Below are 17575 nucleotides of genomic sequence, written 5' to 3'. Positions count from 1 at the left end.
CATGACCACCGCATCCAAGCCCCTCGTTGCTCCCGCGCACGTCAGCGCCATTGCGCCTTACCAGGCGGGCAAGCCCATCGAAGAACTGGCCCGCGAATTCGGGCTGGATCCCGCCGGCATCGTCAAGCTGGCGTCCAACGAAAACCCGCTGGGCATGCCCAAGTCCGCGCGCGCAGCCATGCTGGCCGCGGCCGAGTCGCTGGCCCGCTATCCGGATCCCAATGGCTTTGATCTGAAGGCCGCGCTGGCCGAGCGCTACGGCGTGCCGATGAACTGGGTCACGCTGGGCAACGGCTCCAACGACATCCTGGAAATCGCGGCGCTGGCGCTGCTGGAGCCGGGCGTGTCGGCCGTCTACGCACAGCATTCGTTCGCCGTCTACCGCCTGGCCACGCAGGCGCGCGGCGCGCGCCACATCGTGGTGCCGGCCAAGGACTACGGCCATGACCTGGACGCGATGTTCGATGCCATCGCCGACGATACGCGGCTGCTGTTCATTGCCAACCCGAACAACCCGACGGGCACGTTCGTGCCGGGTGACCAGATCGCGGCCTTCCTGGAGCGCGTTCATGCCGCCCATGGCGATCGCGTGACGGTTGTGCTGGACGAGGCCTACAACGAATATCTCGATCCCGAGTTCCGCTTCGACAGCACCGCCCTGGTGCGCCGCTACCCGAACCTGATCGTGTCGCGCACGTTCTCCAAGGCTTATGGCCTGGCGGGCCTGCGTGTGGGCTTCGCGGTCGCGCAGCCTGCCCTGACCGACCTGCTGAACCGCGTGCGTCAGCCGTTCAACGTCAACACGCTGGCGCAGGCCGCGGCTATCGCCGCGCTGCGCGATGCGGCCTATCTGGAAGAGGCCTACGCCTCCAACAAGGCGGGCAAGGCGCAACTGTGCGCCGCGTTCGAACGCCTGAAGCTGCGCTACGTGCCCAGCTACGGCAATTTCGTGCTGGTGCATGTGGGCGACGCCCCGCGCATCAACCTTGAACTGCTCAAGCGAGGCGTGATCGTGCGTCCGGTCGCCGGCGACGGCTTGCCGGAGTGGCTGCGGGTCTCCATCGGGCTGCCGCAGGAAAACGAGCGATTCATCGACGCCTTGACTGCCATTCTTTCCGCATGAACGACGCGTCACCGAAATCCGATCAGGGGGCCGCTGGCCCCCTGATTCCTGTATTGGCCGTCGTGGGGGTGGGTCTGATCGGCGGATCCTTCGCCGCAGCCTTGCGCCGCGCCGGGCAGGTCGGCCGGGTGCTGGGGGTAGGGCGCAATGCGCAATCCCTGGCGCGCGCCATTGAGTTGGGCCTGATCGACGAGGCCGCGAGCGCCGAGGAAGCGGCCGCGCGCGCCGACCTAATCCTGCTGGCGACGCCGGTGGGCGGGCTGGCGGACGCGTTGGCACGCATGCGTGCGCATTTGCGTCCCGGTACCGTGCTGACCGATGCGGGCAGCACCAAGCTTGAAGTGGTTGCCGCGGCGCGGGCTGCCTTGGGCGACCGGGTCGCGCAGTTCGTGCCAGGCCATCCCATCGCGGGCGCCGAGCGCACCGGACCCGAAGCCGCCGATGCCGGCCTTTACCGCAAGCGCACGGTCATCCTGACGCCTCTGGGCGAGAATGCGCCGCCCTCGCTGGACCTGGTGCGCCGTGCCTGGCAGGCTTGCGAAGCGGATGTGATCGACATGGACGCCGACGCCCATGATCGGGTGCTGGCGTCGGTCAGCCACTTGCCGCATCTACTGTCGTCCGTTTATATGGCTCAGGTCGCCGAGGCCGCCGACGCGCCGACGCGCCTGGGGCTGGCCGGCAGCGGCTTTCGCGACTTCACGCGCATTGCCGCCGGTTCGCCGGAGATGTGGCGCGACATCTTTCTTTCCAACCGTGACGCAATGCTGGCCGAATTGGCTGACGTGCGCGCGGTGCTGGATCGTGCCGAGCGCGCCATTGCCGAGGGCGATGGCGCGGCGTTGCTGACGTTGCTGGACACGGCGGCCCGCGCCCGCCGCGGCTGGCGCAAGGAGTAGCTGACATGGGCGCTTTGCCTTATCTCGATCTGCCGCGCGTGCGGCAAGCGCGGGGCGTGATCGCCTTGCCTGGTTCCAAGAGCATTTCCAATCGCGTGCTGCTGCTCTCCGCCATCGCCGAGGGCAGCACGGTCATCACCGGATTGCTGGATTCCGACGACACCCGCGTCATGCTCGGCGCTCTGCGCCAGTTGGGCGTGCAGGTATCGGAACTGGAGGCGGGCAGCGTCACGGTGCAAGGCGTGCGGCGTTTTCCCGTGGAAAGCGCGGACCTGTTCATGGGCAATGCGGGCACCGCGATCCGTCCGCTGACCGCCGCGCTGGCGCTCATGGGCGGCGACTACCGTTTGTCCGGCGTGCCGCGCATGCACGAGCGCCCCATCGGTGATCTGGTCGACGCGCTGAAAGCCCTGGGCGCGCGCATCGATTACCTGGGCCAGCCCGGCTATCCGCCCCTGCGCATCGGCCGCGGAGACATCGCGGCGGACGCGGTCACGCGCGTGCAGGGCTCGGTATCCAGCCAGTTCCTGACCGCCTTGCTGATGGCCGCGCCGCTGCAAGCGGGCCGCAGCGGCAAGCCCGTCACCATCGAGGTGCTGGGCGAACTCATCTCCAAGCCCTATATCGAGATCACGCTGAACCTGATGGCGCGTTTCGGCGTGCAGGTCCGCCGCGACGGCTGGAGCCGCTTCGTCATCGAAGGCGGGGCGTCTTATCGCAGTCCGGGACGGATCGCGGTCGAGGGCGACGCCTCCACGGCGTCCTATTTCCTGGCGCTGGGTGCGATCGGCGGCGGACCGCTGCGCGTCACCGGCGTCGGGGCGGACAGCATCCAGGGCGACGTCGCCTTTGCCGGCACGCTGGCGGACATGGGCGCCACGGTGAGCTACGGCCCCGACTGGATCGAGGTGTCCGGCGCGCGGGTCGCCCAGGGCGAACGCCTGAAAGCCTTCGATACCGATTTCAACCTGATTCCGGACGCCGCCATGACCGCGGCCGCCCTGGCCCTGTACGCCGACGGGCCGTGCCGCCTACGCAATATCGGCAGTTGGCGCGTCAAGGAAACGGATCGCATCCATGCCATGCAAACCGAGCTCGAAAAGCTGGGCGCCCAGGTGGAATCGGGGCCGGATTGGCTGCGCGTGACGCCGCCGGCGCCGGACGCCTGGCGCGACGCCCACATCGGCACCTGGGACGACCACCGCATGGCCATGTGCTTCTCGCTTGCGGCTTTCGGGCCCGCGGCCGTGCGTATTCTCGATCCGGGCTGCGTCAGCAAGACCTTCCCGGGTTACTTTGATGTTTACGCGGGCCTGGTAGCGGCCTAGCGAAGAATTGCCCATGACTTCGATTCCCTCTGATATTTCCTCTGTCGTGCCTGTCATCACCATCGACGGCCCCACCGCGTCCGGCAAGGGCACGGTGGCCCACCGCGTCGCCAAGGCGCTGGGGTGGGCGGTGCTCGACAGCGGCGCCCTCTATCGCCTGACCGCCTTGGCGGCGCTCAACCGTGGCTTGTCCGCCGAAGACGAGCCCGCCGTGGCGCGCGTGGCCGAGACCCTCGATGTGCGATTCGAAGGTCCCCATGTCTACCTGGAGGGCGTGGATGTCGGCCATGAAATCCGCCGCGAAGAAGTCGGCAATTTCGCCTCGCGCGTGGCGGCCTTCCCGGGCGTGCGCCAGGCCCTGCTCGAGCGCCAGCGCGCCTTCCGGCTCGCGCCGGGGCTGGTGGCGGACGGCCGAGACATGGGCACGGTGGTGTTTCCCGATGCGCCCCTGAAAGTGTTCCTGGTGGCCGATGTGGTCGCGCGGGCGCAGAGGCGCTGTAAGCAGTTGATCGAAAAGGGAATTTCTGCTAATCTTGATGACCTTCTGCGGGATATGCGCGAGCGGGACGCCCGCGATATGGGGCGAACTACGGCTCCCTTGGCTCCCGCAGCAGATGCACACGTGCTGGATTCGTCCAATTTGACGGTTGCGGAAACGGTGCAGGCAATACTGGATTTCTGGAAGAACGCCGCCGCGGATTGACGTATAGGTCCCGGACTTTCCCCGCGAATCCTCCGCAGGTTTTCTATTTTTATCGGCCCTGTTCACGCCAGGCGCAGCCCCCACGGGACACCCCGCAAGGGTAAACCGGCAAGCAGGTATTTTGACTCCACTGTGGCGGGCAATCCGCTGCGGTGTGTTTTTAACGGCCATTTCGGCCCAATGGATTTCAACCCCATGTCTTCCGTTTCCACTACCGCCACCGGCGGCGAAAGCTTCGCCGACCTTTTCGCACAAAGCCTCAAGAGCCAGGACATGAAGTCCGGCGAGGTCATCAGCGCCGAAGTCGTGCGCGTCGACCACAATTTCGTCGTCGTCAACGCCGGCCTGAAGTCCGAAGCGCTGATCCCCCTGGAAGAGTTCCTGAACGACCAGGGCGAGCTCGAAGTGCAACCCGGCGATTTCGTCTCGGTGGCCATCGATTCCCTGGAAAACGGCTACGGCGACACCATCCTGTCGCGTGACCGCGCCAAGCGCCTGTCGGCCTGGCTGCAACTGGAAAAGGCCCTGGAAAACGGCGAGCTGGTTACCGGCACCATCACCGGCAAGGTGAAGGGCGGCCTGACCGTCATGACCAACGGCATCCGCGCGTTCCTGCCGGGTTCGCTGGTGGATCTGCGTCCGGTCAAGGACACCACCCCGTACGAAGGCAAGACCCTCGAATTCAAGGTCATCAAGCTCGACCGCAAGCGCAACAACGTCGTTCTGTCGCGTCGCCAGGTGCTGGAAGCCAGCATGGGCGAAGAGCGCCAGAAGCTGCTCGAAACCCTGCACGAAGGTGCTGTGGTCAAGGGCGTGGTCAAGAACATCACCGACTACGGCGCGTTCGTGGACCTGGGCGGCATCGACGGCCTGCTGCACATCACCGACATGGCCTGGCGCCGTGTGCGTCACCCCTCCGAAGTCCTGCAAGTGGGTCAGGAAGTCGAAGCCAAGGTGCTCAAGTTCGACCAGGAAAAGAGCCGCGTCTCCCTGGGCGTCAAGCAACTGGGCGAAGATCCGTGGGTGGGCCTGGCTCGCCGCTACCCGCAAGGCACCCGCCTGTTCGGCAAGGTCACCAACCTGACCGACTACGGCGCGTTCGTTGAAGTCGAAGCCGGCATCGAAGGCCTGGTGCACGTCTCCGAAATGGACTGGACCAACAAGAACGTCGATCCGCGCAAGGTCGTGACCCTGGGCGAAGAAGTCGAAGTCATGGTCCTGGAAATCGACGAAGACCGTCGTCGCATCTCGCTGGGCATGAAGCAATGCCGTCAGAACCCGTGGGAAGAGTTTGCCACCAACTTCAAGCGTGGTGACAAGGTCCGCGGCGCCATCAAGTCGATCACCGACTTCGGCGTGTTCGTCGGTCTGCCCGGCGGCATCGATGGCCTGGTTCACCTGTCCGACCTGTCGTGGACGGAAACCGGCGAAGAAGCCGTGCGCAACTTCAAGAAGGGCGACGAGATCGAAGCCGTGGTTCTGGGCATCGATACCGACAAGGAACGCATCTCGCTGGGCATCAAACAGCTGGAAGGCGACCCCTTCAACAACTTCGTTGCCACCTTCGACAAGGGCGCCGTTGTTCCGGGCACCATCAAGTCCGTCGAAGCCAAGGGCGCTGTTGTCACGCTGTCCGTGGACGTCGAAGGCTACCTGCGCGCTTCCGAGATCTCCTCGGGCCGCGTCGAAGATGCCACCACCGTTCTGACCGCCGGCGAGAACATCGAAGCCATGATCGTCAACATCGACCGCAAGACGCGTTCGATCCAGCTGTCGATCAAGGCTCGCGACAACGCCGAAACCGCCGAAACGATCCAGCGCATGTCCGACGCCAGCGCTTCGTCCGGCACCACCAACCTCGGCGCGCTGCTGAAGGCCAAGCTGGACCAACAGCGCAACGACGGTTAATTCGTGACCAAGTCGGAGCTGATCGCCGCCTTGGCGGCCCGCTATCCTCAGCTGGCCGCCCGCGACACCGATTACGCGGTCAAGACCGTGCTCGACGCAATGACCCAGGCCCTGGCCTCGGGTCAGCGCATCGAGATCCGCGGTTTTGGCAGCTTTTCGCTGTCGCAGCGGTCTCCCCGCATCGGTCGCAATCCGAAATCCGGCGAACAGGTGCTGGTGCCTGGAAAACAGGTGCCGCACTTCAAGGCGGGCAAGGAACTGCGCGAGCGGGTGGACTTGGCCGGCGGCAATGATGAGGACGCTCAATCCTCTGGATCGAGTGAACCGATGCCGTCGATGGTGAGTCTGCACGCCATGCATTGACGGCACGGCTGAAAGGCCGCCTTCGGGCGGATCGGACCGAAAACCTGGCCCCTTGAGCAATCAAGGGGCTTTGTTTTTTGGCGGCAGGCGGGATCCGTCGCTTACAATTGATAGTCTCGAATTCTTTGGAGCATGCGCCATGCGCTACCTTGTCTGGGCCCTGCGATTGCTCGTGTTTGTTGCAGTATTGATGTTTGCGTTGAAAAACACGGACCCGGTCGCCGTGAAGTTCTACGCCGATTACGTGGTGCAGGATGTTCCGCTCATCGTCGTGATGCTGGTCGTGTTCGTGTTGGGCGCCTTGTTCGGCTTGCTGCTGACCGTGCCTGCCGCCATGCGCCGCCGCCGTGAAGCCATGCGCCTGCGCCGCGAACTGGACCGCGTGCAGGCCGCCGTGAATGGCACCACGCCCGCCGTGCCGCCGGAGGCCGTTGCCCCGATGTCGCCGCTGTGATGTGCACGCGCCGGCCCTGAATCCTTTTCCGCACTGACACCGCAAGAGCCCGCATAGTGGATTTTGAACCTTGGTGGTTGATTTTCGTGCCGGTATTGTTCGCGCTGGGCTGGCTGGCCGCGCGCTTCGATATCCGGCAAATGCTGCGGGAAACCCGCAGCCTGCCCGACTCCTATTTCCGCGGGCTGAATTTCCTGCTCAACGAGGAGCCGGATCGCGCCATCGACGCCTTCGTCGAAGTGGCCAAGCTGGACCCCGAAACCACCGAGCTGCACTTTGCGCTTGGCAGCCTGTTCCGGCGCCGGGGCGAGATGGAGCGCGCGATTCGCGTGCACCAAAGCCTTCTGAACCGTTCCGATCTGCCTGCGGCCGAGCGCGAGCATGCGCAGCACGAGCTGGCGCAGGACTTCCTCAAAGCCGGCATGCTGGACCGCGCCGAAAGCGGCTTCGAACAGCTCAAGGACACCCGCTATGCCTTGCCCGCGCTGCGTTCGCTGATCCGCATCTATGAATCGGAACACGATTGGCCGCGCGCCATCGAAGCCGTGAAGACGCTGCAAGGCCTGGTCGACGAACCCGTGCCGCAGATCGTGCATTACTACTGCGAACAGGCGCAGACCGCATTGGCGGCCAAGCCCGCCGATATCGACGCAGCCCACAAGGCGCTGGATGCCGCCGACCATGCCCTGTCGACCATCGATCCCGGTTCGGGCAAGGGGGCCATGGTCCGCACCGCCATGCTGCGCGCCCGCCTGGCCTTGATCGAGCAGGATCCCAAGCGCGAGAGGCTGTATCTGGAGTCGATCATGACCGACGCTCCGGAGTATGCCGGCCTGGTGGCCGAACAGGTCCTGGCCAACTACCGCGCGGCCAACCAGGAGGAAGCCGGGCTCGACGTGTTGCAGAAGCAGTACGAGCGCCATGCCTCGCTGGACCTTTTCAATGTGCTGTTTCGCGAACTCCGCGTCCAGAAAGGCGCTTCGCCCTCGTGGGCGTTCGCCCGCAACGCATTGCGCAGCCACCCATCGCTCCTGGGGCTGGACCGCCTGCTGGAGGCCGAGCTGGCCAATTCGGAAGGCAGCGTCGAGCAAGGCCCCGTGCCCGGCGCCGACCTGACGCTGTTGCGCAGCCTGATCCACAAGCATACGCAGCGGCTGGACCGCTACGCATGCCGCAGTTGCGGTTTTCAGGCGCGTCGCTTTTACTGGCAATGTCCCGGCTGCAATGCCTGGGAAACCTATGCGCCGCGCCGTCTGGAAGAACTTGAATGAACTCTTTTCCCGCCGAAGCCATTTCGCATAGCCGTGTCCTCGTGGTGGGCGACGTCATGCTGGACCGTTACTGGTTCGGCGAAGTCGAACGCATTTCGCCAGAAGCGCCGGTTCCCGTGGTGCGCGTCGCGCGCCGCGAAGACCGTCTGGGAGGCGCCGCCAACGTCGCGCGCAACGTAGCGGCCCTGGGCGGCCACGTGACCCTGGTAGGCGTGCTGGGCGAAGACGAGGCAGGCGATAGCGTCAGGCGTTTGTCCACCGAAGCCAGCATACAGACCGAGCTGATCGCCGATCCGTCCCTGCACACCACGCTGAAAATGCGCGTGTTGGGCCGCCAGCAGCAGTTGTTGCGCGTGGATTTCGAGCAGCATCCCGCGCAGGCGGCGTTGGACAACGTGGATGCGGCCTTTGCCCGCCATCTGGCCAACCATGACATCGTCGTGCTGTCCGACTATGCCAAGGGTGTGCTGACGCGGGTCGAATCGCTGATTGCCCTGGCTCGTAGCGCCGGGGTCCCGGTGCTGGTGGATCCCAAGGGTCACGATTACACCCGTTATCGCGGCGCTACCCTGGTCACCCCCAATCGCTCGGAGATGCAGGAGGCCGTGGGCCGCTGGAATTCCGAGGCCGAACTTACCAGTCGGGCGCAGCGCCTGCGCGCCGACCTGGATCTGGAAGCCTTGCTCGTGACGCGGTCCGAGCAAGGCATGACTTTGTTTACCGACGCGGGGCGCGATCACATCGACGCGCAGGCGCATGAAGTGTTCGACGTGTCCGGCGCAGGCGACACCGTGCTGGCGACGCTGGCCGTATCGCGAGCCATCGACTTGCCGTGGGTCGACGCGATGGGCTGGGCCAATAAGGCCGGGGGCATCGCCGTGGGCAAGCTGGGCACCTCCATCGTCACCGCCGCGGAATTGGCAGGAGTATCCTCATGATCGTCGTTACCGGAGCCGCGGGCTTCATAGGCAGCAACCTGGTGCGCGGACTCAACCGTCGCGGTATCCAGGACATCATCGCAGTCGATGACCTCACCGAAGGCGACAAGTTCGTCAATCTGGTCGATTGCCAGATCGCGGACTACATGGACAAGGACGACTTCCGCCGCCGAATCCTTGACGGCAGCCTGCGCGAAGTGCGAGCCGTGCTGCATCAGGGCGCCTGCTCGGACACGACCGAGCGCAATGGCCGCTACATGCTCGATAACAACTACCGTGTCACGCTGGAGCTGTTCGAGTTTTGCCAGGCACGCCGCATTCCGTTCCTGTACGCCTCGTCGGCGGCGGTCTACGGCGGTTCGTCGATCTACGTGGAAGATCCGGCGAATGAAGGCCCGCTCAACGTCTACGGCTATTCCAAACTGCTGTTCGACCAGGTCCTGCGCCAGCGCATGGACAGCCTGACGGCACAAGTCGTGGGCTTGCGCTACTTCAACGTCTATGGCCCGCACGAACAGCACAAGGGCCGCATGGCCTCGGTGGCGTTCCACAATATGAACCAGTTCCTGGAGCACGGACACGTGCGCCTGTTCGCGGGCTGGGACGGTTATGTGGATGGCGGCCAGAGTCGCGACTTCATCTCCGTCGAGGACGTGGTGGCCGTCAACCTGCATTTCCTGGACCATCCGGAGCAGTCGGGCATTTTCAACTGCGGCACCGGCCGGGCGCAGCCGTTCAACGATGTGGCGGCTGGCGTAGTCAATGCGCTGCGCAGCGAGCGCGGCGAATCCGAGCTGACGCTTGCGCAATTGGTCGAGCTGGATCTCATCCGCTACATCCCGTTCCCGGACGACCTGAAAGGCCGCTACCAGAGCTATACGCAGGCCGATGTCACGCGCCTGCGCGCGGCGGGCTTCCAGGCACCGATGCGCGACGTGCGCACCGGGGTGACGGAGTACGTGCGCTATTGGCGCGCCCGCAAGTAAAGAGACGCGGGCGGCCGGCGCCGCGACAGCGCCGTTCCTGAAAAACCACCGGCCCCCGGTGGTTTTTTTTTGCCCTGTGGTTTGCCGGGGCGGACGTATACGTTCACTGCACGGACGCGGGCGGCAAGGTCCTCGGCATGATCTGGGCGTGGCGTGACAGCCGTTGCGCCAGACTCCAGGGAGACCTTCCATGAATCCATTTCTTCAATCCGCCACGGCGCGGCCTTCGTCCTATGCGCGGTGGCGCAGGCCGCGAGCGCCCATCGGTTCCGGCGCCGGCGCGCGTCCCTTGCGACAGGCGGTGGGCGCGCTATTGATGACCGCGGGGCTGGGTTTCGGGGCGTCGTCCGCGCATGCGGTGGACGTCAACCAGGCCAACCCGCAGCAGCTCGAAGGCGTTCGAGGCATTGGCCCGCGCATGGCGGAAATCATCGTGAAGGAGCGCGAGCGGGGAGGGAAGTTCGAGTCCCTGAACGATCTGGCTGAGCGGGTGCGCGGCATAGGCCCGAAAAGAGCGCAGGCCCTGCAGGAAGCCGGCCTGCAGATAGGCGGGGCGGCGTCACAGGCCGCGCCCGGCGAGCTCCGTGGCAAGCCTGCGCCGGGCAGGGCGGGGGCGGTCAAACCGGAAGCCAAGCCCGAAACGAAGGCGGTGGCGTCTCCGCCCACAGCCCGCGCCCGGCCCTGACGACGGCCGGCCAGTACGGGTAGCCCTGGCGGGAGCGCGGCTTTTGGCGCCGCGTGCCGCCAGGCAGAGTTATTATCGTCCGCATGACTACTACCTATCCCACTATCGAGCAAACCGTCGGCAACACGCCGCTGGTACGCCTGCAGCGCATCCCCGGGGCCGCGGGCGCTGCCCGAGGCAATGTCATCCTGGCCAAGCTGGAGGGCAACAACCCCGCCGGCTCCGTGAAGGATCGGCCGGCCCTGTCGATGATCGCGCGCGCGGAAGAGCGCGGCGACATCAAGCCCGGCGATACCCTCATCGAAGCGACCAGCGGCAATACCGGCATTGCATTGGCCATGGCGGCCGCCATGCGCGGCTATCGCATGATCCTGATCATGCCGGACAACCTGTCGGTGGAACGCCGCGCGGCCATGACGGCCTACGGCGCCGAACTGATCCTGACGCCTGCGGACAAGGGCGGCATGGAATATGCCCGCGATCTGGCGTCGGCCATGCAGGCCGACGGCCGTGGGCTGGTGCTGGATCAGTTCGCCAATCCCGACAACCCGCGTGCCCACATCGAGACTACCGGGCCGGAAATCTGGAATCAGACCGACGGGCGCGTCACCCACTTCGTGAGCGCCATGGGCACCACGGGCACCATCATGGGCGTGTCGACCTACCTGAAGTCGCGTAATCCCGCAGTGCAGGTGGTAGGCGCGCAGCCCGCCGAAGGGTCGTCCATCCCGGGCATCCGCAAGTGGCCCGAAGCCTACCTGCCCAAGATTTTTGATCGCAGCCGGGTGGACGCCTACGAATCCATCGAGCAGAAGGACGCCGAGCAAATGGCGCGCCGGCTGGCCGCGGAAGAGGGCATTTTCGGCGGGATTTCCTCGGCGGGCGCATTGGTTGCCGCGCTGCGCGTGGCGGAGCGCGTGAACGACGCCACCATCGTGTTCATCGTGTGCGACCGCGGGGACCGCTACCTGTCCACGGGCGTTTTCAACTGACTTTCGGTATCCGGGTCAAACAAAACCGCCATGCCGGGCTGGCCCCGGGCATGGCGGTTTTTCATTGGACGGGAGCAGCAGTCGCGCGCTCTCTCGTTGCCGCTTACTCGGGCTGGATGCCGGCGTCCTGCATCACCTTGATCCAGCGTTCGCTTTCCGCGAGATTGAAGGCTTCGGCCTCTTGGTAGCTCATGGCGCTGGGCATCGTGCCTTGCGATTTCAAGGCCTCCACCACCTTGGGCGATCGCGACGCTTCGATCATGACCTTGTTCAGCTTGGCGATGATGGGCTGCGGCGTATCTTTTGGCGCCCACATGCCGTACCAGGTGACGATGTCAAAGCCGGGCAGGACGCTTTCGGCGATCGTGGGCACGTCGGGCAGTTCGGCCAGCCGCGCCTTGGTGGTGACCGCGATCGGGCGGATCTTGCCGCTTTGGATGAGAGGCAAGGCCGGCGCCAGCGGCGCGTACATCAGGTCCACGTGGCCGCCCGCGACGTCGGTCAGCGCCGGGCTGCTGCCGCGGTAGCCGACGTGGGTGATCTTGGCCTTGGTGGAGGTATTGATCAGCTCGCCCGCCAGATGCGGCAAGGTGGCGACGCCGGGGGAGGCGAAGGTCAGCGAGCCAGGCTGTGCCTGGCCTTGCTTGATCAGGTCGCCGAAGGTCTTGAACTTGGAATCGGGCGGGACGACGGCCACCATCGGCACCGTGCCCAGCACGCCCACCATCCGGAAGTCCTTGATCGGATCGAAGCTCAGATTCTTGAATTGAGCGGGGTAGATGCCTTGCACCGAGGGATTCATCAGCAAGGTGTAGCCGTCGGCAGGCGCCTTGGCCACCTGGGCGGTGCCGATGGTGCCGCTGGCCCCCGCGCGGGTTTCGATCACCAGCGGCTGACCCAGTATCTCTCCCATCTGGACCGCGATCACGCGGCCGACCACGTCCGTCGGCCCGCCCGCGGCCCACGGCATGATCACGCGGATGGGCTTGTCCGGATAGTCCGCCTGCGCATAGGCATTTGCGGCCGGCAGGGCCGCCGTGGCAATCGCCGAGCATGCCGCGGCGAGGAAGGTGCGTTTGTTCATCTACTGTCTTCTCCTACAAAAGTGAGGTTGGCCGAGGGCAGCGCCGCGTGCAGCATTGCCTTGACCTCGGTCAGCTGTTTCCCCGTGGTGGCTTCATTCTTTTGCATTCGGCCTAGCGGGCCGGCCACCACAATGGCAAATGGTTGTTCATAGGCCCGAAACCCGAGCGAAATTGACATCACGTCCTCGACGTTCTCGCCCACCGATCGCTGCCAGCCGCGCGCCACGCCCGCTTCCAGGTCCCGGTCGAAGGCTTCCCGGCTGGTCAGCGTGCTGTCCGTGTAGGCGGCAAAACCGCTGTAGGCCTTGAACCATTTCTCTCGTTCGTCCTGGGACAGGACGGACAGGAGCGCCTTGCCGGAGCTGGTGGCGTGCACCGCCTTGAAGCCGCCCGGCTGATGAGAGAAGCGGATCGTCTGTTTCGATTCCGCGACGATCAGGTATACGACCTTGTCGTCGGCGAGCTTGGCCAGCAATGCGGTCTCTCCGGTCAGGTCGCGCACCTGGGCCAGCACGGGCTCGATGACTGCGTTGAGCGGGTCGCTGTGACAAATGAGCGTGGCCACGTGGATCAGTTTCTGCGTCGGGTAATAGCCATGTTTCTTGCCGATTTCATACAGATAGCCGCGCGCCACCATGGTCTTCAGGAGACCGTGGCAGCTCGAGAGCGGAATGCCCATCTGCGCGGCAATTTCGCTGTACAGCAAAGGCTTCTGCTCCTCGGCGAAGAGGTTCAGTACGTCCAGGACTCGGCCAGCAGTTTTCACATCCATGATGTTAGTATCCTATACGTGATAAATTTATGTCAAACAGCATTCAATCGCCAAGGAGTCGCTACGCATGAGATGGAAGAACCGTCCTGAGGGATCGAACTGGGGAGATTTCGGGCCTGACGACCAGCGAGGTTGCCTGAATTACATCACCCCCGCGAACGTGCTGAGCGGCATACGGGAAGTCCGCGAAGGACTGAGTTTCTGCCTGTCGCTGCCGCTGGATTACCCGGGCGGCAACGGGGTGAACGTCCGGCGCCATCCGCCGAAGCTGCGCCCCACCGAAAGGGACGGCGACCAGTACTTGAATTTTCCGCTTGGACGCCTGCGTCCCGGATGCGTCGACGTGTTGAGCGACGACATCGTGGAAATGAGCTTGCAGTACTCCACGCAATGGGATTCGCTGGCGCATGTGGGCGCGTTGTTCGACGCCAACGGCGACGGCCTGCCCGAGCGGGTTTACTACAACGGTTACCGGCCAAACGAGCACGTGGTGGGGCCGGTGGACTATGACGTGGACAATGGCTACGCCAAGACCGATCTGGGCCAAGGGCCGGCCTCCAATGCCAAGAAGCTGGATATCACGCAGTTGGCCGAGTCGTGCCTGCAGACCCGGGGCGTGATGGTCGACCTGGCGCGCCATTTCGGCCGAGAGCAGAAGTCGGTCGGCTATGACGATCTGATGCGGATACTGGAGGCGGACCGAATCGAGATCGAGCGCGGCGATATCGTGTTGTTCCACACGGAATTCGGCGATGCCTTGCTGGAGAAGAACCGCGAGCCCGACGCGCACACCCTGCACGAGATCTGCGCCGGCCTGGACGGCAGCGACGAGAAGCTGCTGCAGTGGATCACGGACTCCAAGGTGGCGGCCATGGCGTCGGACAACCATGCCCTGGAAATCTACCCCACCCAGAAGCCCAATGCCTGCTGCGCGGCGCTGCCGCTGCACCACCATTGCATCTTCAAGCTTGGCATGCCGATAGGTGAGATGTGGTATCTGGGCGCGCTTGCGCGCTGGCTTGCCAGCAATGGCCGCAGCCGCTTCCTGCTGACCGCGCCGCCGTTGAACCTGCCTGGCGCCGTGGGTTCGCCGGCGACGCCGGTCGCCACGGTTTAAGACAGGGCCGCGGCGGTCGGCGCCGCGGCCCCTGGTGCGCTCAGCGGCCCACGCGCGCTTCGATTTCGCTAGCCAGATCCGCGACCGAGGTTGCGTAGAAGTAGCTGCGGTTGTACTTGGTGAGCGCGAAGAAGTTCGGCGTGCCGACACGGTATTGCGCCGTGCCCCGGGCTTCTTCCACCAGGTCGACCACGCCCAGCGGCTGGCTGCTCCACCCGGCGGCAGATGCTCCTGGCTGCAGGCGCGCGCCGGCCGCGGTGAGCGTGCCCCAACTCTGCTTGGGTTCCAGTCCGCCGTCCACGAGCGGGGCCGGATCGCCAGGCAGCACCACCGGCGCGAACACGGGCAGGCCACGCTGCCAGCCATGCTGCGACAGGAAGCTGCCCACGGACATGATTGCGTCGCGGGTATTGTTGGTCAGATCGATATGGCCGTTGTCGTCGCCGTCCACGGCGTAATGCATCACGCTGGTGGGCATGAACTGCGGCATGCCGATGGCGCCGGCATAGGAGCCGCGGGTTTCCAGCTCCAGTTTGTCCTGCATGACCAGGGTCAGGAAGTCGGCGAGCTGGCCGCGAAACATGGTGGCGCGCTCGGGCTTGGCGGGGTCCGGGTAGTCGAAGGCCAGCGTGGTCAACGCGTCGAGCACGCGGAAATTGCCCATATTGCGGCCATAAAGCGTTTCGACGCCGATGATCGAGGCGATGATGGGCGCCGGCACGCCGAAGCGCTGCGCCGCCTGATTGAGCAAGTCGCGATTTTCGTTGTAGAAGTCCACGCCCCAGCCTATGCGCTTGGGTTCGACGAAGCGCGAGCGGTAGGTCAGCCAGCTGCGCCAGATCTTTTTACCCGGCGGGGATGGCGCGATCAGGCGCGCCACCGTGGCGTTGTAGCGTGATCCGGCCAGCGCTGCGACCATCGGGTCCAGCGGCAACTGGCGCTCGGCGGCCAGGTTTTCCACGAAGGAGCGGACTTCGGGTCGCAGTGCGCCGTTGGCGCCCAGCGCGGCCGGGGCGTCGTCCGCCAGCTCGGGGCCAGGTGTCGGCGCACTGGGTCCGATGCGGATGGGGGCCGGGGTTGAATCGGAGGCCGGCTGGCCGGCGGCGGTATTGGGGGCAGTGGGGGCGGTGGTGGAGCAGCCCGCCAGCAGGGCGGAGAGCGTTCCGAGTTGCAGTAATCGCCGACAGATGAACATAATCTTCCTTATGGAGACCATGTATCTTACCCACCCGGCATGCCGCTTGCATGAAATGGGCAGTTGGCATCCCGAAAGCCCCCAGAGGCTGGACGCCATTTCAGACCAGTTGCTTGCCAGCGGCTTGATGCCTTACCTGGATGACCGCCAGGCGCCGCAGGCATCGCGCCACGACATCTTGCGTGTGCATACTGTCCAGTATCTGAACAGTTTGAGCGAACATTTGCCGGAGCAAGGGTATTTCCCTATCGATCCGGATACCTTGATGAATCCGCACACCTATGAAGCCGCCCTGTACGCGGCGGGGGCGGGGGTGGCAGCGGTGGACGCGGTAATCGGTGGCGAAGCCCGCACGGCCTTTTGCGCAGTGCGGCCGCCGGGTCATCATGCCTGCCGTTCCCAGGCCATGGGATTCTGCTTTCTGAACAACGTCGCCATTGCAGCGCAGCATGCGCTGGACTTCCATGGCCTGTCGCGGGTGGCCATCGTCGATTTCGACGTGCACCATGGCAATGGCACGGAAGACATCTTTGCCGGGGACGACCGGGTGCTGATGTGCAGCTTCTTCCAGCATCCCTTCTTTCCCAATAGCGGCACCGAGAATCCGGCCACGAACATGCTGAACGTGCCCGTTGCCGCATATACCGGCGGGGCGGCGGTAAGAGGCATCGTCACCGACACCTGGCTGCCGGCGCTGGAAGCGCACCGGCCCGAGCTGATCCTGGTGTCGGCGGGCTTCGATGCGCATCGCGAGGACGACATGGGGCAGATGGGCCTGGTCGAGGCCGATTACGCCTGGATAACGGAGCAGCTCGTGGAGGTGGCCGAGCGCCACTGCCAGGGGCGGATCGTCAGTACCCTGGAGGGCGGTTACAACTTGTCAGCCCTGGGCCGTAGCGTGGTCGCCCATATACGAGCGCTGGCGAAGCTGTAGAATCAGGAAAAAATTGTGCAATGCGATCCCGGCGCATGCCGGGTAATTATTTTCCATTTGGAGGCAGCGGGATGAAGGTGTTGGTACCTGTCAAGCGCGTCGTTGACTACAACGTCAAGGTGCGCGTCAAGTCTGATCAAACCGGCGTGGATATCGCCAATGTGAAGATGTCCATGAACCCCTTTGACGAAATCGCCGTCGAGGAAGCGACCCGCCTGAAGGAGAAGGGTGCCGTTGCCGAAGTCGTGGCGATTTCTTGCGGCGTTGCGCAATGCCAGGAAACGCTGCGCACGGCCATGGCCATTGGCGCCGACCGCGGCGTGCTGGTGCAGACCGATGCCGAACTCCAGCCCCTGGCCGTGGCCAAGCTGCTGAAGGCGCTGGTCGACAAGGAACAGCCGCAACTGGTCATCCTGGGCAAGCAAGCCATCGATGACGACGCCAACCAGACTGGCCAGATGCTGGCCGCGCTGCTGGACTGGCCGCAAGCCACGTTCGCCAGCAAGGTTGAACTGGCCGACGGCAAGGCTACCGTGACGCGCGAAGTGGACGGCGGCCTGGAAACGCTGACCCTCAAGCTGCCGGCGATCGTCACCACCGACCTGCGCCTGAACGAGCCGCGCTACGTCACGCTGCCGAACATCATGAAGGCCAAGAAGAAGCAGCTGGACACCGTCACCCCTGAAGAACTGGGTGTGGATCCGGCTCCCCGCCTGAAGACGCTGAAGGTCAGCGAGCCGCCCGCCCGCAAGGCCGGCATCAAGGTGGCCGATGTCGCGGCCCTGGTGGACAAACTCAAGAATGAAGCGAAGGTGGTCTGAA

The 17575-nt window shown here is 64.8% G+C and carries 18 protein-coding genes; 15 read left to right on the top strand and 3 right to left on the bottom strand.

Annotated elements, in window-relative coordinates; all coding sequences use genetic code 11:
- Position 1: 1 nt before the first annotated feature.
- The 12 genes from hisC (at position 2) to cysM (ending at position 11650) form a co-directional block, all read left to right on the top strand.
- Positions 2-1123, top strand: coding sequence for a histidinol-phosphate transaminase (gene hisC, locus CEY08_RS01545; protein WP_063959889.1), 1122 nt, complete (start codon positions 2-4; stop codon positions 1121-1123).
- Positions 1120-2022: a prephenate dehydrogenase gene (locus CEY08_RS01540; protein ID WP_042792524.1), complete on the top strand. Its 903-nt coding sequence runs from the start codon at positions 1120-1122 to the stop codon at positions 2020-2022. Before hisC ends, CEY08_RS01540 begins: the two co-directional genes overlap by 4 nt.
- A gap of 5 nt (positions 2023-2027) precedes the next feature.
- A complete protein-coding gene (gene aroA, locus CEY08_RS01535; protein ID WP_076815697.1) occupies positions 2028-3350 on the top strand; it encodes a 3-phosphoshikimate 1-carboxyvinyltransferase in 1323 nt (440 codons plus the stop codon).
- Between the two features lie 13 nt (positions 3351-3363).
- Positions 3364-4053 carry a (d)CMP kinase gene (gene cmk / locus CEY08_RS01530; protein ID WP_076815695.1) on the top strand — a complete coding sequence of 230 codons (690 nt, stop codon included), beginning with the start codon at positions 3364-3366 and terminating at the stop codon, positions 4051-4053.
- A 195-nt stretch (positions 4054-4248) separates the two neighbouring features.
- Complete coding sequence (gene rpsA / locus CEY08_RS01525; protein WP_026382780.1) at positions 4249-5961, top strand: 30S ribosomal protein S1; 1713 nt, start codon at positions 4249-4251, stop codon at positions 5959-5961.
- A gap of 3 nt (positions 5962-5964) precedes the next feature.
- A complete protein-coding gene (locus CEY08_RS01520) occupies positions 5965-6324 on the top strand; it encodes an integration host factor subunit beta (RefSeq protein WP_013392394.1) in 360 nt (119 codons plus the stop codon).
- A gap of 139 nt (positions 6325-6463) precedes the next feature.
- On the top strand, positions 6464-6778 hold the full coding sequence (locus CEY08_RS01515; RefSeq protein WP_042792525.1) for a LapA family protein: 315 nt from the start codon (positions 6464-6466) through the stop codon (positions 6776-6778).
- Between the two features lie 56 nt (positions 6779-6834).
- Positions 6835-8049 (top strand): lipopolysaccharide assembly protein LapB, encoded by a 1215-nt coding sequence (gene lapB / locus CEY08_RS01510; protein WP_042792526.1) that lies wholly within the window; start codon positions 6835-6837, stop codon positions 8047-8049.
- On the top strand, positions 8046-8987 hold the full coding sequence (gene rfaE1, locus CEY08_RS01505) for a D-glycero-beta-D-manno-heptose-7-phosphate kinase (RefSeq protein WP_076815693.1): 942 nt from the start codon (positions 8046-8048) through the stop codon (positions 8985-8987). Before lapB ends, rfaE1 begins: the two co-directional genes overlap by 4 nt.
- Positions 8984-9973, top strand: coding sequence for an ADP-glyceromanno-heptose 6-epimerase (gene rfaD / locus CEY08_RS01500; RefSeq protein ID WP_076815691.1), 990 nt, complete (start codon positions 8984-8986; stop codon positions 9971-9973). The genes rfaE1 and rfaD overlap by 4 nt, the downstream gene beginning before the upstream one ends.
- A gap of 190 nt (positions 9974-10163) precedes the next feature.
- Positions 10164-10658 carry a ComEA family DNA-binding protein gene (locus CEY08_RS01495; protein WP_076815689.1) on the top strand — a complete coding sequence of 165 codons (495 nt, stop codon included), beginning with the start codon at positions 10164-10166 and terminating at the stop codon, positions 10656-10658.
- A gap of 83 nt (positions 10659-10741) precedes the next feature.
- Complete coding sequence (gene cysM, locus CEY08_RS01490; RefSeq protein ID WP_042796849.1) at positions 10742-11650, top strand: cysteine synthase CysM; 909 nt, start codon at positions 10742-10744, stop codon at positions 11648-11650.
- 103 nt (positions 11651-11753) lie between these two features.
- On the opposite strand, the gene CEY08_RS01485 is transcribed toward cysM, so the two are convergent.
- Both CEY08_RS01485 and CEY08_RS01480 read right to left on the bottom strand, forming a co-directional pair.
- Positions 11754-12734, bottom strand: a complete 981-nt coding sequence (locus tag CEY08_RS01485) for a Bug family tripartite tricarboxylate transporter substrate binding protein (RefSeq protein WP_063959885.1) — start codon at positions 12732-12734, stop codon at positions 11754-11756.
- A complete protein-coding gene (locus CEY08_RS01480) occupies positions 12731-13507 on the bottom strand; it encodes an IclR family transcriptional regulator (protein WP_063641740.1) in 777 nt (258 codons plus the stop codon). Before CEY08_RS01480 ends, CEY08_RS01485 begins: the two co-directional genes overlap by 4 nt.
- Positions 13508-13574: 67 nt before the next feature.
- Between CEY08_RS01480 and CEY08_RS01475 the strand changes: the two genes are divergently transcribed.
- Entirely contained in the window at positions 13575-14624 is a 1050-nt protein-coding gene (locus tag CEY08_RS01475; protein ID WP_042792531.1) for a cyclase family protein, read from the top strand.
- Between the two features lie 40 nt (positions 14625-14664).
- Here CEY08_RS01475 and mltB read toward each other — a convergent pair whose 3' ends face one another.
- On the bottom strand, positions 14665-15819 hold the full coding sequence (gene mltB, locus CEY08_RS01470; RefSeq protein ID WP_063641738.1) for a lytic murein transglycosylase B: 1155 nt from the start codon (positions 15817-15819) through the stop codon (positions 14665-14667).
- Between the two features lie 10 nt (positions 15820-15829).
- Between mltB and CEY08_RS01465 the strand changes: the two genes are divergently transcribed.
- Both CEY08_RS01465 and CEY08_RS01460 read left to right on the top strand, forming a co-directional pair.
- Entirely contained in the window at positions 15830-16753 is a 924-nt protein-coding gene (locus tag CEY08_RS01465; protein ID WP_082884687.1) for a histone deacetylase family protein, read from the top strand.
- A gap of 71 nt (positions 16754-16824) precedes the next feature.
- On the top strand, positions 16825-17574 hold the full coding sequence (locus CEY08_RS01460) for an electron transfer flavoprotein subunit beta/FixA family protein (protein ID WP_076815687.1): 750 nt from the start codon (positions 16825-16827) through the stop codon (positions 17572-17574).
- Position 17575: the final 1 nt, after the last annotated feature.

The organism is Achromobacter insolitus, assembly GCF_002209555.1.
Lineage (GTDB): Bacteria > Pseudomonadota > Gammaproteobacteria > Burkholderiales > Burkholderiaceae_B > Achromobacter > Achromobacter insolitus.
Note: the sequence above shows the minus strand (reverse complement) of the source record. Positions and strands in the feature narration are given on the sequence as shown.

Bases quoted from the DNA above. Each gene is read 5' to 3' on its own strand.
- hisC (WP_063959889.1), top strand. From the start codon at position 2: ATGACCACCGCATCCAAGCCCCTCGTTGCTCCCGCGCACGTCAGCGCC.
- mltB (WP_063641738.1), bottom strand. From the start codon at position 15,819: ATGTTCATCTGTCGGCGATTACTGCAACTCGGAACGCTCTCCGCCCTG.
- CEY08_RS01515 (WP_042792525.1), top strand. From the start codon at position 6,464: ATGCGCTACCTTGTCTGGGCCCTGCGATTGCTCGTGTTTGTTGCAGTA.
- cmk (WP_076815695.1), top strand. From the start codon at position 3,364: ATGACTTCGATTCCCTCTGATATTTCCTCTGTCGTGCCTGTCATCACC.
- aroA (WP_076815697.1), top strand. From the start codon at position 2,028: ATGGGCGCTTTGCCTTATCTCGATCTGCCGCGCGTGCGGCAAGCGCGG.
- CEY08_RS01475 (WP_042792531.1), top strand. From the start codon at position 13,575: ATGAGATGGAAGAACCGTCCTGAGGGATCGAACTGGGGAGATTTCGGG.
- CEY08_RS01485 (WP_063959885.1), bottom strand. From the start codon at position 12,734: ATGAACAAACGCACCTTCCTCGCCGCGGCATGCTCGGCGATTGCCACG.
- CEY08_RS01540 (WP_042792524.1), top strand. From the start codon at position 1,120: ATGAACGACGCGTCACCGAAATCCGATCAGGGGGCCGCTGGCCCCCTG.
- CEY08_RS01460 (WP_076815687.1), top strand. From the start codon at position 16,825: ATGAAGGTGTTGGTACCTGTCAAGCGCGTCGTTGACTACAACGTCAAG.
- rfaE1 (WP_076815693.1), top strand. From the start codon at position 8,046: ATGAACTCTTTTCCCGCCGAAGCCATTTCGCATAGCCGTGTCCTCGTG.
- rpsA (WP_026382780.1), top strand. From the start codon at position 4,249: ATGTCTTCCGTTTCCACTACCGCCACCGGCGGCGAAAGCTTCGCCGAC.
- CEY08_RS01495 (WP_076815689.1), top strand. From the start codon at position 10,164: ATGAATCCATTTCTTCAATCCGCCACGGCGCGGCCTTCGTCCTATGCG.
- rfaD (WP_076815691.1), top strand. From the start codon at position 8,984: ATGATCGTCGTTACCGGAGCCGCGGGCTTCATAGGCAGCAACCTGGTG.
- CEY08_RS01480 (WP_063641740.1), bottom strand. From the start codon at position 13,507: ATGGATGTGAAAACTGCTGGCCGAGTCCTGGACGTACTGAACCTCTTC.
- cysM (WP_042796849.1), top strand. From the start codon at position 10,742: ATGACTACTACCTATCCCACTATCGAGCAAACCGTCGGCAACACGCCG.
- CEY08_RS01465 (WP_082884687.1), top strand. From the start codon at position 15,830: ATGGAGACCATGTATCTTACCCACCCGGCATGCCGCTTGCATGAAATG.